The 13,541-nt window shown below is 67.7% G+C and carries 12 protein-coding genes and 1 tRNA gene; 5 read left to right on the top strand and 8 right to left on the bottom strand.

Features of this window, described 5'->3' with window-relative positions:
• Positions 1-15: 15 nt before the first annotated feature.
• From BJ970_RS08930 to BJ970_RS08905, 6 genes are read right to left on the bottom strand one after another with little or no spacing between them, the layout of a single operon-like run.
• On the bottom strand, positions 16-1,323 hold the full coding sequence (locus BJ970_RS08930) for a serine/threonine-protein kinase (RefSeq protein ID WP_184725813.1): 1,308 nt from the start codon (positions 1,321-1,323) through the stop codon (positions 16-18).
• A gap of 3 nt (positions 1,324-1,326) precedes the next feature.
• Positions 1,327-2,781 (bottom strand): peptidoglycan D,D-transpeptidase FtsI family protein, encoded by a 1,455-nt coding sequence (locus BJ970_RS08925; RefSeq protein ID WP_184725811.1) that lies wholly within the window; start codon positions 2,779-2,781, stop codon positions 1,327-1,329.
• Entirely contained in the window at positions 2,778-4,187 is a 1,410-nt protein-coding gene (locus tag BJ970_RS08920) for an FtsW/RodA/SpoVE family cell cycle protein (protein ID WP_184725808.1), read from the bottom strand. Before BJ970_RS08920 ends, BJ970_RS08925 begins: the two co-directional genes overlap by 4 nt.
• A complete protein-coding gene (locus BJ970_RS08915) occupies positions 4,187-5,569 on the bottom strand; it encodes a PP2C family protein-serine/threonine phosphatase (RefSeq protein ID WP_184725807.1) in 1,383 nt (460 codons plus the stop codon). Before BJ970_RS08915 ends, BJ970_RS08920 begins: the two co-directional genes overlap by 1 nt.
• A complete protein-coding gene (locus BJ970_RS08910; RefSeq protein WP_184725805.1) occupies positions 5,566-6,030 on the bottom strand; it encodes an FHA domain-containing protein FhaB/FipA in 465 nt (154 codons plus the stop codon). The genes BJ970_RS08915 and BJ970_RS08910 overlap by 4 nt, the downstream gene beginning before the upstream one ends.
• A 46-nt stretch (positions 6,031-6,076) precedes the next feature.
• Complete coding sequence (locus tag BJ970_RS08905; protein WP_184725803.1) at positions 6,077-7,405, bottom strand: FhaA domain-containing protein; 1,329 nt, start codon at positions 7,403-7,405, stop codon at positions 6,077-6,079.
• Positions 7,406-7,614: 209 nt separating this feature from the next.
• On the opposite strand from BJ970_RS08905, the gene BJ970_RS08900 reads away from it, so the two are divergent.
• Positions 7,615-7,697, top strand: a tRNA-Leu gene (locus tag BJ970_RS08900).
• A gap of 794 nt (positions 7,698-8,491) precedes the next feature.
• Here BJ970_RS08900 and BJ970_RS39410 read toward each other — a convergent pair.
• Together BJ970_RS39410 and istA are read right to left on the bottom strand one after the other, a co-directional pair.
• Positions 8,492-8,671, bottom strand: a complete 180-nt coding sequence (locus BJ970_RS39410) for an ATP-binding protein (RefSeq protein WP_221467093.1) — start codon at positions 8,669-8,671, stop codon at positions 8,492-8,494.
• Between the two features lie 46 nt (positions 8,672-8,717).
• Positions 8,718-10,109: an IS21 family transposase gene (gene istA / locus BJ970_RS08890; RefSeq protein WP_184725801.1), complete on the bottom strand. Its 1,392-nt coding sequence runs from the start codon at positions 10,107-10,109 to the stop codon at positions 8,718-8,720.
• A gap of 273 nt (positions 10,110-10,382) precedes the next feature.
• On the opposite strand from istA, the gene BJ970_RS08885 reads away from it, so the two are divergent.
• The 4 genes from BJ970_RS08885 (at position 10,383) to BJ970_RS08870 (ending at position 13,522) form a co-directional block, all read left to right on the top strand.
• Positions 10,383-11,222 carry a methyltransferase domain-containing protein gene (locus BJ970_RS08885; protein ID WP_184725800.1) on the top strand — a complete coding sequence of 280 codons (840 nt, stop codon included), beginning with the start codon at positions 10,383-10,385 and terminating at the stop codon, positions 11,220-11,222.
• Positions 11,223-11,343: 121 nt separating this feature from the next.
• Complete coding sequence (locus BJ970_RS08880; RefSeq protein ID WP_312864165.1) at positions 11,344-11,790, top strand: HD domain-containing protein; 447 nt, start codon at positions 11,344-11,346, stop codon at positions 11,788-11,790.
• 7 nt (positions 11,791-11,797) lie between these two features.
• A complete protein-coding gene (locus BJ970_RS08875) occupies positions 11,798-12,565 on the top strand; it encodes an alpha/beta fold hydrolase (RefSeq protein WP_246470791.1) in 768 nt (255 codons plus the stop codon).
• A 168-nt stretch (positions 12,566-12,733) separates the two neighbouring features.
• Positions 12,734-13,522 carry an IclR family transcriptional regulator gene (locus BJ970_RS08870; RefSeq protein ID WP_184725798.1) on the top strand — a complete coding sequence of 263 codons (789 nt, stop codon included), beginning with the start codon at positions 12,734-12,736 and terminating at the stop codon, positions 13,520-13,522.
• Positions 13,523-13,541: the final 19 nt, after the last annotated feature.

Raw genomic sequence — 13,541 nt, 5'->3', positions numbered from 1 at the left:
TCAACGATCGTCCCATCATGCTGTTTCGCCCCTTTCGGTCGGCGCCAGCAGGGCGACGTGCGGTGTTCCCCCGACTACGGTGTCCGGCCAACCCGCCAAGTCCGCCCCGATCACGGGCGCGCGCCGAAGCGAAGTCCGGCCTAAGGCCGCCGCCGGATCCAGGTGGTGCGTTGTCACATGGCCGGATCCGACCGACCCCTGGCCCCAATTGACCACCGAGTAGGCGGCCAATCCGACAGCGATCAGCAAGGCTACCGCGAGCACCGCCACGAGCACCCAGACGACGATCTTGTTGGTACGGGGTGCGGGTGTCGCAGGTGGCGGCAGCTGAGGGGCCGGCGCCTGCGGCGGGATCAGCCCCGGTGGAAACGTGTTGCCCATCGGCGGCAGCTGCGCGGGCATCTGGTGCACGCCGGTATTCGGCACGCTGACGTTCAGCTGATGCCGATGCTGCGGCACGACCAGCGAAGAGGGGGCGGGCAGCGGCTTGCCCGCGCGCACCGCACCGACGGCGTTGGCGAACTCGCCGCCGTCGGCGTAGCGACGCCGCGGGTCCTTCACCAGCGTCGCCTCGACCAGCGCCCGCACGCCGGGCGGCACGTCGGGCGGCAGTGGCGGCGCGATCTCCCGGATGTGCATCATCGCGACCGTCACCGCGTTCTCGGACAGGAACGGGCGATGCCCCATCAAGCACTCGTAGCCGACCACGGCGAGCGAGTACACGTCGCTGGATGGCGTCGCGTCGTTGCCTAACGCCTGCTCCGGCGCGATGTAGTGGGCCGTGCCCATCACCATTCCCGAGCGGGTCACCGGCGCGGCATCGGCGGCCTTCGCGATACCGAAGTCGGTCAGCTTCACCTTGCCCTCGGGGGTGATCAGGATGTTGCCGGGCTTGACGTCGCGGTGCACCAGGCCCCGCTCGTGCGCGGCCTGCAAAGCGCGACCGGCCTGCTCCAGCATGTCGAGCGTGTGGTCGGTGTTGATCCGGCCCTCGCGGGCCAGGATCGCGGCCAACGGCTCACCTTCGACCAGTTCCATCACCAGGTACGCGGTATCCTCCGGCCCATCCGGGATGGAGGCGGTCTCACCGTAGTCGTGCACCGCGGCGATCCCCGGGTGGTTCAGCGACGCGGTGGTCCGGGCCTCCGTGCGAAACCGGTGCAGGAACTCCGCGTCACCGCACAGCTCCGCCTTGAGCACCTTGATGGCCACGGTCCGGTCCAGCCGGACGTCCACCGCCTGCCACACCTCGCCCATCCCACCGACGGCAATGCGGTGGCCAAGCCGGTACCGGTCGGCGAGTAACTGGCCGGAGGTCAGCACGGATCAGCCACCTCCCTGCAGACCGGCCCGGATGACCGCCCGACCGATCGGCGCGGCGATCGAGCCGCCGGTGGCCTCCGCGCCCTCGTCGCCGCCGTTCTCGACGATCACGGCGACCGCGATGGTCGGGTGCTCCGCCGGGGCGAACGCGACGTACCAACCGTGCGGCTGGTCTTTCACGTCGCCGTGCTGGGCGGTACCCGTCTTGGAGGCGATCTCGACGCCGGAGATCTTGCCCTCACCCTTGGTGTTCTTCTCCGACTGGATCATCATGTCGCGGATCATCTGCGCGATCTCCGGGGAAACGGCCTGGTTCATCTCCTCCGGCCGGAAGGTGTCCAGCTCCGCCATGTCCGGGGCGCGGGTCGCCTTGACCAGCTGCGGCTTCATCAGCTTGCCGCCGTTGGCGATCGCCGCGGCCATCATCGCGTTCTGCATCGGGGTGACCCGCACGTCGCGCTGCCCGATGCCGCTCTGGTACAGCGACGCGGCGTCGGACATGGCACCCAGGTCCGACTTGGCGACGGTCATCGGGATCTGCAGATCCTGGCCGAAGCCGAACGCGGCGGCGGTCTGCCGCATCTTGTCCACGCCGAGCTTCCCGGCGATCTCGGCGAACGCCGTGTTGCACGAATGCGCCAGCGCATCGGTCAGGGTGTTGCCCGCGCACTGCTTGCCGCCGTAGTTCGGCAGCGGGGTTCTGCTGTTGGGCAACGTGATGAACGGGGCGTCCTGCACCTTGCTGCTCGGCGTGTAGCCGCTCTCCAGCGCTGCGGCTGCAGTGATCAACTTGAACGTCGAACCCGGTGGGTAGATCTCCGAAACCGCCCGGTTGGCCATGGGCTGGTGCGGGTCGTTGTTCAGCTTGTTCCACTGCTCGGCCACCGCGTTGTTATCGACGGCGGCCAGCGGGTTCGGGTCGTACGACGGCGCGTTGACCATGGACAGGATTTCGCCGGTCGACGGGTTCAGCGCCACCACCGAACCCTGGAACCCCTTGCTGGTCAGCTGGTCGTAGGCGACCTGCTGCATCGCCGGGTTGATGGTCAGCTCCACGCTGCCACCGCGCGGCGCCTTGCCGGTGATCATGTCGGACAGCCGGTCAAAGGCCATGCTGTCGTCGGTGCCGTTGAGGATCTTGTCCTGGGCGCGTTCGATCCCGTTGGAGCCGTAGAAGAACGAGTAGAACCCGGTCACCGGCGCGTACAACGGACCGTTCGGGTACGTGCGCAGATACTTGTACCGGTCGTGGTTGTTGGGGACCGAACTCGCCAGCGACTGCCCGCCCGCGATGATCTGCCCGCGCTCCCGGGCGAACTCCTCGTACATCGTCCGCTTGTTGAGCGGGTGCTCCCGGAGCTCGTCGGCCTGGATCACCTGGACGTAGGTCGCGTTGCCCATCAGCAGCACGACCATCACCATCATCGCCAGCGCCACCCGGCGCAGCGGCTTGTTCATCGGGGACGCTCCACCAACTCGGTATGTGCTTCCGCGATCGGAGCCTGCTTCGGCTTCGGCTTCGCGGGTGCCTGCGGACGACGTGCGGCATCCGAGATCCGCAGCAGCAGCGCGACCAGCACGTAGTTGGCCAGCATCGAGGAACCACCGGCGGCCAGGAACGGGGCCGTCAGACCGGTCATCGGGATCAACCCGGTGACACCGCCGGCGACCACGAACAACTGCAGCGCGATCGTGAACGACAAACCGCCCGCGAACAGCTTGCCGAACGAGTCGCGCACCGCCAGAGCGCTGCGCAGGCCGCGCATCATCAACAGCAGGTACACCATCAGCAGGGCCATCAGCCCGACCAGGCCGATTTCCTCACCGATCGCGGAGATGATGAAGTCGCTGACCGCCCACGAGGTCAGGTTCGGCATGCCCGAACCCAGCCCGGAGCCGCCGATCCCGCCGTTGGCCATGCCGAACAGGCCGGTGCGGAGCTGGTCGTTCTGCGCTCCCTCGGCCAACGGATCCAACCACGTGTTCACCCGCGCCTGGACGTGCGCGAACAGGTTGAACGCCACGACACAGCCGAGCCCGAACATGGCCATGCCCAGAAACACCCACACCGCCCGCTCGGTGGCGATGTAGATCATCACCAGCACGATGCCGAAGAACAGCAGCGAGGTGCCCAGGTCCTTCTCCAGCACGACGATGCCGATCGACAGGAACCAGGCGACGATCACCGGCATCAGGTCCCTCGGGCGCGGCCAGTCCACCCCGAGGAACCGCTTGCCCGCCGTGGTGAACAGCTCACGCTTGGACACCAGGAAGGAGGCGAAGAAGACCAGCAGCAAGATCTTGGCGAACTCGCCGGGCTGGATGGACAGGAAGCCCAGGTTGATCCACAGCTTCGCGCCGTTGGCCTCGGAGATGCTGGAGGGCAGCAGACCGGGCAGCGCCAGCAGCGCCAGCCCGACGAAGCCGCAGGTGTAGCCGTACTGCGCCAGCGTCCGGTGATCCTTGACTAACACCAGCACCAGGATGAACAGCACGACACCGGCCGTGGTGAAGATGATCTGCTTGCCGGTGAACGGGGCGCCGACCACCGGCGCCAAGTCGAGCCGGTGCAGCATCACCAGGCCCATCCCGTTGATCAGCGATACCAGCGGCAGGATCAACGGGTCGGCGTAAGGCGCCCACCGGCGCACGCCGAAGTGCGCCGCGCCGTAGAGCGCGAGGAACGCGAACCCGTAGTAGAAGAGCTCCCGGGTGACCGTCTGCTCCTGCGCGAGCTCCACCAAGACGAGCGCGAATGTGACGATGAACGCGGAACAGACCAGCATGAACAGTTCGGTGCCCCGCCGAGTGGCGACTCGGGGGGCCCCGCTGGTAGCTCCGGACGTAGCGACCGGCTGTGCCATCAACTCACCATCCGGCAGGTCACGCCCGGCTTCTGCTCCTCCGTCTGCAGCGGCGTGGCATCCGACGGCGACTCCGGCGGCGGCTGCTGCCCCGCGGACGGGGAAGGAGTCGGCGTGGTCACCGGCGGCAGCTGCGTCGGCTGGGGCTTCTGGCATTCCGGCAGCAGCGCAGTCATCCGGAGCCGCCGCATCGCATCGCGGGCATCCTGCAGCCCATTGACCTCGGTGATGCCGTTGCGGACGTCCGGCCGCTGCGCTTCCTGCAGATCGGACAACTTGATCGGGGTGCAGTCCGTAGCCGAATCCATCGGGCAGGACGTCTCGACCTGCCAGTTCAACGAGACACCCAGCACACTGCCCTGCACGCCCTGGAAGATCACCACCTCATCGGCGCTGTTCGCGCCGATGTAGTACTGGTTGAGCACCCACCAACGCCCAACCAGCGCAACTCCGGCCAACACGATGAGCACGCCGCACGTCACCAACAGCGAACGCAGCCAGCGGCGCTTGCGCGGCCTGTCCGGGGGAGGTGAGGTGGGCTCGAAACGCTGCGGCTGCGGCCGCGGCATGGTCACCGCGGAAGCGCGCGCCGCCGACGAATCAGGTTGCGGATGCTCATCGCCATTTCCCGCCGCGCCCCCGACAATCGGGGCGTCGTCGCCGAACTCGACGTCGACGACGTCGGCGATGATCACAGTCACATTGTCCGGACCGCCGCCCTTGAGAGCGAGCTCGATCATCCGGTCCGCGCACTGCTGCGGGTCCGGGATCCGCAACGCCTCGGCCATCGTCTCGGTGCTAACCGGTCCGGTCAGACCGTCCGAGCACAGCAGGTACCGGTCGCCGGCGCGGGCCTCGCGGATCGCCAGGCTCGGTTCCACCTCGTGGCCGGTCAACGCGTGCAGCAGCAGCGAGCGCTGCGGGTGGTTGGCGGCCTCCTCCTCGGTGATCCGGCCTTCGTCGATCAGCGACTGCACGAAGGTGTCGTCGTGGGTTATCTGGGTCAGCTCGCCGTCGCGGACCAGATAGGCCCGGGAGTCGCCGATGTGCACCAAGCCCAGCCTGCTGCCCGCGAACAGCACAGCGGTGAGCGTGGTGCCCATCCCCTCCAGGTCCGGATCGTTGGCCACCAGCTCGGCGATCGCACCGTTGCCGGTCAACACCGCGGCGCGGAGCTGACCCAGCAGGTCGTCGCTGGGCTCGTCGTCGTCCAGCGGCGCCAACGCCGCGATGACGACCTTGCTGGCGACCTCCCCGGCGGCATGGCCACCCATGCCGTCCGCGAGGGCGAGTAGTCGTGGGCCGGCATAGACCGAGTCCTGGTTGTTGGAGCGCACCAGGCCGCGGTCGCTGCGGGCTGCGTAATGAAGGACGAGGGTCATGAGCGCAGCTCGATCACCGTCTTGCCGATTCTGATCGGAACTCCGAGCGGGACCTTGGTCGGTCCCGTGACCTTCGCCCGATCGAGGTATGTGCCGTTAGTGGAGCCTAGATCCTCCACGTACCAATCGGAGCCTCGCAGCGACAATCTCGCGTGTCGTGTCGACGCGTAGTCGTCGTCGAGGACCAACGTGGAGTCGTCGGCACGGCCGATCATGATCGGCCGGCCGTCCAGGGAGATGCGCGTGCCGGCGAGAGCGCCATGCGTCACCACCATCTGGCGGGGCACCTTGCTCTTGCCCCGGGCCTTCTTGCCCGGGAGCCGACTCGCACCTGGCATCGGGACCCGCATCCCGGACGCCGAATAAAGATCCGAGCGAACCACGCGAAGCGCAGCCAGCACGAACAACCAGAGCAGGGCGAGAAACCCTGCTCTGGTCAGCTGAATCACCAGCTCTGGCACTTGTTGTGAACGCTCCTACTCTGTCCGGACGCGGTTTCCCGCCAGCTCAGGCCTGCTGAGCGCGGAAGATCAGCGAGGAGTGGCCCACCCTGATCACGTCGCCGTCTGCCAACTGCCAAGTCTGCACCGGCGTGCCATTCACCGTGGTGCCATTCGTCGAACCGAGATCGGCCAGCATCGCGCTCTGGCCATCCCACGTGATCTCGATGTGCTTGCGAGACACCCCGGTGTCGGGCAGCCGGAACTGCCCTTCCTGGCCGCGGCCGATGATGTTCGAGCCGTGCTGCAGCGTGTACGAGCGGTTCGAACCGTCGTCGAGGTGCAGCGTCGCGGTGAGTTGCGCACGCGGGCCGCCCGCCGGGTAACCGCCGGGCGCGCTCTGCGGGTAGGCGCCACCGGGCTGCTGGGGATAGCCCTGGTCCGGGAACCCACCGGACTGCGGGTAGGCCCCACCTGGCTGGCCGTAACCCTGGTCGTAGCCGGGCTGCGCATAGCCCTGGTCGTAGCCGGCGGGCTGGCCGTAACCCTGGTCGTAACCCTGCTGGGGCTGCCCGTAGCCGCCCTGGTCGTAACCGGGCTGCTGCGGCTGGCCGTAACCCTGGTCGTAACCCTGCTGGGGCTGGCCGTAACCCTGGTCGTAACCCTGCTGGGGCTGGCCGTAACCCTGGTCGTAACCGGCGGGCTGGCCATAGCCCTGGTCGTAGCCCTGCTGCGGCTGGCCATAGCCCTGCTGCTGCGGCTGGCCGTAACCCTGGTCGTAACCCTGCTGCTGCGGCGGCTGGCCATAACCCTGGTCGTAACCGGGTTGCGGCTGGCCGTAGCCGCCCTGGTCATAGCCGGGCTGCTGACCGTAGCCATAGTTGGGGTCTTGGCCTTGGCCGTAACCCTGGTCGTAGCCGTACTGCCCCTGCTGGTTGTACGGATCTCCCTGGGGGTAGTGGCCTGGTGGCTGGCTCATGGGTCGGTCTCCTGCGGTACGCGGTTGTGCCGGCCGTCGAGTCACGTCGGGGTCGACGGTCGAGCTGATTCGAAACTGTCCCGTGTGCAGCGTCTCAGAGCGCTCCAGGGAGACTACGACGTCACCATATGTGTCCCACCCCTGCTCGGTGAGATGCTCCTGAACGCAGTCGGCGAGGAGGTCGGTCACCCGGGCCTCATCTCCGGTAAGCCGATCGTGATCGGACGGGCTCAGTTGCACAATGTAATGGTTACAAGCGAGCAGCCGTCCCCCCGCAAGCTCCCGGACCTGCAGCTCGGCTTCCCGCTGCAGAGCCTGGGCCACCTCCTGGGGAATGACCTTTCCGCCGAAAACGCGCGCAAAGCCGTTACCGACGATGCCTTCGAGTCGGCGCTCAAAGCGCTGCACGAGGCCCACGGCAAAATCCCTCCACGCGTACGACTCCTGGCGCCCATCGTATCTGGGCCAACGGGTCAAGACACCGCCCAGTTCCGAACTAGCCCAACCCCCCCACGGAACCCCCTCGTCAGCCCGTGCTAATCTGCTTCCGCCAACAGGGCAGCGGACGCGAAAGCGCCCCGGTGCCGAGGGCCGGAAGTGAGCAGGATAGGCTTCCAGCCAGCCACGGGCGAGTGGCGGAATGGCAGACGCGCACGGTTCAGGTCCGTGTGTCCGAAAGGACGTGAGGGTTCAACTCCCTCCTCGCCCACTCGACGGTCCCCCGGCTCATGCTTCGCCGGGGGACCTTTCTCGTATTTCCTTTGCGGGGGCCGAGCCCCCGCAGGCCCCCACGGTGCGGTGGTTGCTTCTGGCGGAGCTCCTTGCTTTCTGGGGTGTTCCCGGCCTGGTCTTCGACCAGCCACCTCCTTCGGAGGGGGACCTTTCTCGTGTTTGCCTTGCGGCGACCCCCGCAGGTCCCAGGGTGCGGTGGTTGCTTCTGGCGGAGCTCCTTACTTTCTGGGGTGTTCCCGGCCTGGTCTTCGACCAGCCACCTCCTTCGTCTCGTGCGCGCTTCCCGGCTTTCCTTGTTCTTCGGGCCGACGAGCCGTGTCGGAGCGTGGCGTTTCTCGCGTTCTCCCACTTTTTCCGATCGTTCTTGGATTTGTGAGTTATCTCCTTGGTTCCGGTGGGCTTGATCGTTAGGGCTGCTGGCCGTGTGGGTGGTTCGGGTGTGGTGAAGGTCGCCTTCGGCGTGTGGTTTGGGGTTGGTCTGAGGGTTGGCGCCTTCGGCGTGTGGTTTGGGGTTGGTCTGGGGATTGGCGCCTTCGGCGTGTGGTTTGGGGTTGGTCTGGGGATTGGCGCCTTCGGCGTGTGGTTGTCGGTTCGCGGGTTTGTGGCCCTTGGGTTGTTGGGTCGTTGAGTTTGGGTTGTTGTTGCGTTTACTTCTGCGGATAGCGAACAGGTTGTTGCGGTTTGGGTGGTTCGCGCGGTTGTTCAGCGGTGATGCCGCTTATTGATCTTGGCCAGAGTTGCTCACTGAAATTCCCCACTTGGGGGTGGTGGTTAGCGTAGCGGTTGGCGGGTGCCGGTGGTGGTTTGTCGGAGTGTGTCGGCGCGGGCGTGGTGGTCGCGAAGCCGGTAGGAGTCGCCCTCGAGGCTGAGGACGACCGAGCGGTGTAGGAGCCGGTCGAGTAGGGCGGCGGCGACGGTGGTATCGCCGAGGACCTCGCCCCACGAGCCCACGCCCCTGTTGCTGTTGTTGTCACTGGGTTTCCTCTCCGGTTGGGTGTCACTGCTGGAGGGCCGGGCCGGCCGGGGGCAGGGTGCGGCGGGCGGCGGCTGCTTGGGCATAGCGGGCGAGGTCGATGACCACCTCACCGCCGGTGGTGGTACCGCTGGGCTGCTGTCCGCGCAGGGCCTGTGCGGCCGCTCGCGCGTGCGGGCCGGGTGGGATGCGTTGTTTGCCGCGGTGTGGCCGAGCGGTGGTGGCGGTTATCGCGGCGTGTTCGAGCGCGGTCACGTGGCCGTGGTCGCGGACCATCGCCCCGGCGCCCTCGGGTGCCAGGGTGTGGCGGGCGATCACCGTCGCGGACTCGGTAGCGATATCGAGGTGGCTGGTGCCCAGCCGATGGGAGACGGTGACGGTGGCGCCGGCGAGTTCAGGGGCCACGCTGTAGCGGTTGCCACGGAAGGACACCAGCGCCTGCGCCGAGGCGACCCGGGACACCGTCAGGGTGGCGGGGAACGGGGCCGCTGGAGGTGGTCGCAGCGGCTCGTCGTGCGCGAGGGCGGCCACTGTGGCTTTGCCGTCGGTGGTGGCGCGTAGCCGGGTGTCGCCCCGCGTGGCGCACCAGGCATCGAGCCGCTGCTGGGCCTGCTCGGGTGTGACATCGTCGGGCAGGGTGCGCCAGAACCGTTGCGCCGCAACGTGATTGGCCTTCTCCACCACACCCTTACGGTTCCCCCGCCGGGGCGGGCAGGCCCGGACCGCGACACCGTAGTGCTTGGCCACCGCCGCGAACGAGGCCTGTACCCGACCCGACTCGGGGTTGATCACGGTGGCCATCCGGTCGAACCGCCACGCGTGGGTGCACCCGCCCAGTGCCCGGGTGATGCGGTCCAGGCCGTCGATCAGGTGCGGCTGATCGGTGCTCGCGCACAACACCCCACGCCACCGGCCCGAGTGCGACAGCGCCCCGACCAGCAGATGCGCTGTCTTACCCCAGCCCCAGTGCGCGGGCGGGTCGGGCAGGTCGAGCCAGTCCCACTGGGTCTCATCCCCGGGCGGGTGCTCGATCACCGCCACCGCCCGGTCCTTGGCCGGTCGGCACGGCTCGCACGGCGGGCGCAGGCCACGCTCGCGCAACTGGCGTGTCAGCGTCGGATACGACGAGCCGTAGCCCAGTTCGAGCAGCTCGTCGTACAGGGTGGTGGCCCACAGATGAGGGGCCTCGGTCAGCCGCGCCGCACAGTAGGCGGCGAACGGCTCGAACAGATCAGGCGTGCTGCGGGCACGAGCGCCTGCCTGGCGAACGCCGGAGAGAGCGCCTGCCTGGCGAACGCCGGAGAGATAGGCGCGGATGGTCTTACGGTCCCTGCCCAGGTGGCGGGCGATCGCCGAGATCGTCCAACCCCGGGCGAACAGGGCGTGTGCGTCGATGTCTTCCTCCCGTGTGAGCATGGAGACGTGGGGTCCCTTCGAACTGGCGAGTGGTCAGAGACCGCCAGCGTCGAAGGGGCCCCGCCCGTCTCGGCGGAGCCACGCCGGGTGGGGAATTTCAATGAGCAGGTCTGGGGAGATTCACCTGAGCGCCATCAGCGGATCAGCTTGGCGGCCGGGCGGCCTATCGGCCTGGGCTCATCGGCCGTTCGACACACGTTTGCTTGCCCCTGTCGGGGGCGCTGTGATGATCTTTTGGCCGTGAGCCATTCCCGGGCGAGAGGCGATGTTGGCATGGGAAGTGTTGAGCAGCAGGTTCGGCGGTTCTACGACGTGGCGGGCCCGGCTTACGCCAGCTTGATGGAAGACGTCTGGCACCACGGGAAGAGTGACGCCGAGGAGCGGGGGCTCTCGCCGGTCGAGGCCGGGCTCGAGCTGGCCGAGGAGTTGGTTCGGGCCAGCGGGATCCAGCCCGGTGGCCGGGCGCTTGACTTCGGGTCCGGCGTTGGCGGGTCCACCATTCACATGGCCGCCGTTTCCCAGGCCACGTTCATTGGCATCTCCAACAACGAATGGCTATCGGGGCGCGCCCGGGCGCACGCGCACGAGCGCGGAATGGCCGACCAGGTGTTCTTCCACACCATTGGCGACGAGGAGTACCAGACCCTGGGGGCTTGGCCCGACGGGTCGTTCGACCTGGTCACCTTCTACGAGTCCGTCGTGCACCTCCCCGACAAGCAGCGGTTCTTCGACTCCGCGTACCGGCTGGTGAAGCCGGGTGGCCATCTGATCGGGATCGACTGGCTGCAGCGGCCTTTCGGAGAGAACCAGACCGACGAGCAGATCAAGCGGTGGATGGAGCCCGTGGAAAGGTTCATCTCGATCCCGTGGCACGGCACCGTCGAGAGCTACCGGAAGATGATCGAGAAGGCCGGATTCGAAGTGAAGGTCGCCGAAGACATGTGGGCCGGGGTCGAGTGCTGGGGCAGCACGCCCTCAAACGACGCCCAGGGCTGGCTGACCTACGAAGGCGAGGAGGGCGATCTGTTCCACGACGGCAAACGCGCCCTGGACGCCGCCCGCGGCGCGGGCGTCTTCACCGTCGGCCAGTTCGTGGCCGTTAAACCGAGCTGATCGCACCCAGCGACGGCCGTGAGCACTTCGGGCACCGCCCCGAAGTGCTCACGGGTGGTGGCGGCGGTTCGCGGACCTTTTCCCGGGACGGACTGTGGTGTTGGGTTGTTACGGTTCGGTCGTGACGGTGCGAGTGCTGGGGCTCGACGAGGTTGCGGCCGTTGCCGCTCGGGTCCACGGTGGGCAAGTCGACAAGGCTGGGCGACCTTACGTCGAGCACTTGGCCGCTGTTGCCGCTGGGGTAGTGGCTCGCGGCGGCAGCGAAGCTCAGGTCGCAGCTGCGTGGTTGCACGATGCCGTTGAGGACGGGGCGGTTTCGGAGGAGTGGCTGCAGACCGCGCCGCTGGCAGCCGAAACCAAAGACATCGTGCTGGCCGTGACCAAGCGGGCCGGCGAGACTCCGGCGGATTACGCGACTCGGATCCTGCGGACGCCCGGGGCTTTGCTGGTGAAAGAGGCAGACCTGGCGCACAATGCCGACCCGGCGCGGTTGGCCGTGCTGGACGAAGCGACGAGGGAGCGGCTCACTCGGAAGTACGCGCACCTGCGGGCGCTTCTCGGGCTGTGAGGGGCATTTGACTCGGTGGGAACAACTCGGTCTGGAGTGGCGGGAGTCCGGGCATCCCGACGCTCCGGTCTTGGTGCTGGGCAACGCGCTCGGATGCACCTGGGGGATGTGGGATCCGCAGCTCGACGTGCTCAACAGTGCGTATCGCGTGATCCGGTACAACCAGCGCGGACACGGCGAGTCGCCGGTTGAGCCCGGTCCCTACACCTTGGCAGGGCTCGCTGAGGACGTGCTCGCGCTGCTGGACCACCTGGAGGTTCCGCGGGCTTCGTTCATGGGTTCCTCGCTCGGCGGGATGATCGGGCTGTGGTTGGGTGCGCACGCGGGTGCGCGCATCGACGGACTCACGGTTTGCGGCACCTCCGCCTGGCTGGGGCAGGAGCAGCGGGAACTCGCCCGGGCCGCCATCGCCCGGGAGCACGGGACCAACGAGCTGGTTTCGCCGACCATCGAACGCTGGTTCACGCCCTATTTCCGCGAGTGGCACGCCGAAACGGCGGTTTACGCCGCCATGATCGCCAGCACCGATGACGAAGCGTACGCATGGTGCGAAGAGCTGATCGGGAGCGTTGATCTGCGAGCCGACCTGTCCGCCATCGCTGCCCCGACGCTGGTCGTTGCCGGTGCCGAGGATCCCGCGACGCCCCCGGAACACTCGGAAGCGATCGTTTCCGGCATCGGCGACAACGCCCGGTTGGTGGTGCTGCCGCACGCTGCCCACCTGGCCAACGTCGAGCAGGCCGAGGCGTTCAATGAGCTGCTCGGACTCGACTGACCCCCGATTCCGGCGTTTGGTGCCTTGGTCTTGGCGGCAGCCGCCGACTGTGCTGGGCTTGGACGTCGTTCGGGTGAACACTGGAGGCGGCATGGACGGATTCCAGCTCCCGTTCCTGCCGGGCGATCGGGATCCCGCGGTCTCGGGCCGCGTGCACGGGAGGAAACGATGGCGGGTAACAGCCGGGATCCTGGTCGGTCGGTCACGGCTCGGGCGCTCAGCGTCCTCACCGCCTTCGACATCGACCACGTCCGGCTCACCCTGACCGCCATCGCCCGCCGCGCCGAGATCCCGCTGGCCACCGCGCACCGGCTGGTCCGCGAGTTGGAGATGTGGGGCGCTCTCGAACGCGACGGCGAAGGCCGTTACGCGATCGGTTTGCGGTTGTGGGAGATCGGGCTGCTGGCCCCGGTGAACAGCCGGCTTCGCGAGATCGCTCTGCCGTTCATGCAGGAGTTGTGCTGCAGCACCCACGACAACGTCCACCTCGCGGTGCGTGACGGAATGTCCGTGGTGTACGTCGAGAAGCTCACCACGCCGCGCGCCGTGCCGGTCATCTCGCGCAGCGGCGGACGGCTGCCGCTGCACTCGACCGGCGTCGGGAAGGTGCTCTTAGCGCACGCGCCGACTGTGGTCGTGCACCAGTACTGCGAGCGCGGGCTCTGCCGGTACACGCCCTACACCATCACCGAACCCGGTCGGCTCGGCCGCGAACTGCAGGGCGTGCGCAACCGCGGCTTCGCTCAGGCCAATGAGGAGATGACGCTCGGGAACTGCTCGGTTGCGGTCCCGGTGCAAGACGCCAACGGCGTAGCCGTCGCGGCACTCGGAGTAGTGGCGCACAGTGTTCGCGACGAAGTTTCGAAGCTCGTCAAGCCGCTGCTGCCGGCCGCGGAGGGGATCCGCCAGCGGCTCGTCGAGCAAGATCGCATCAACCTCGACCTGTTATCCCGCTGAGTGCCGCACCGGCGTCACC

It is taken from the genome of Saccharopolyspora phatthalungensis (genome assembly GCF_014203395.1).
Lineage (GTDB): Bacteria > Actinomycetota > Actinomycetes > Mycobacteriales > Pseudonocardiaceae > Saccharopolyspora > Saccharopolyspora phatthalungensis.
This window is presented reverse-complemented; position numbering and strand designations above follow the sequence as displayed.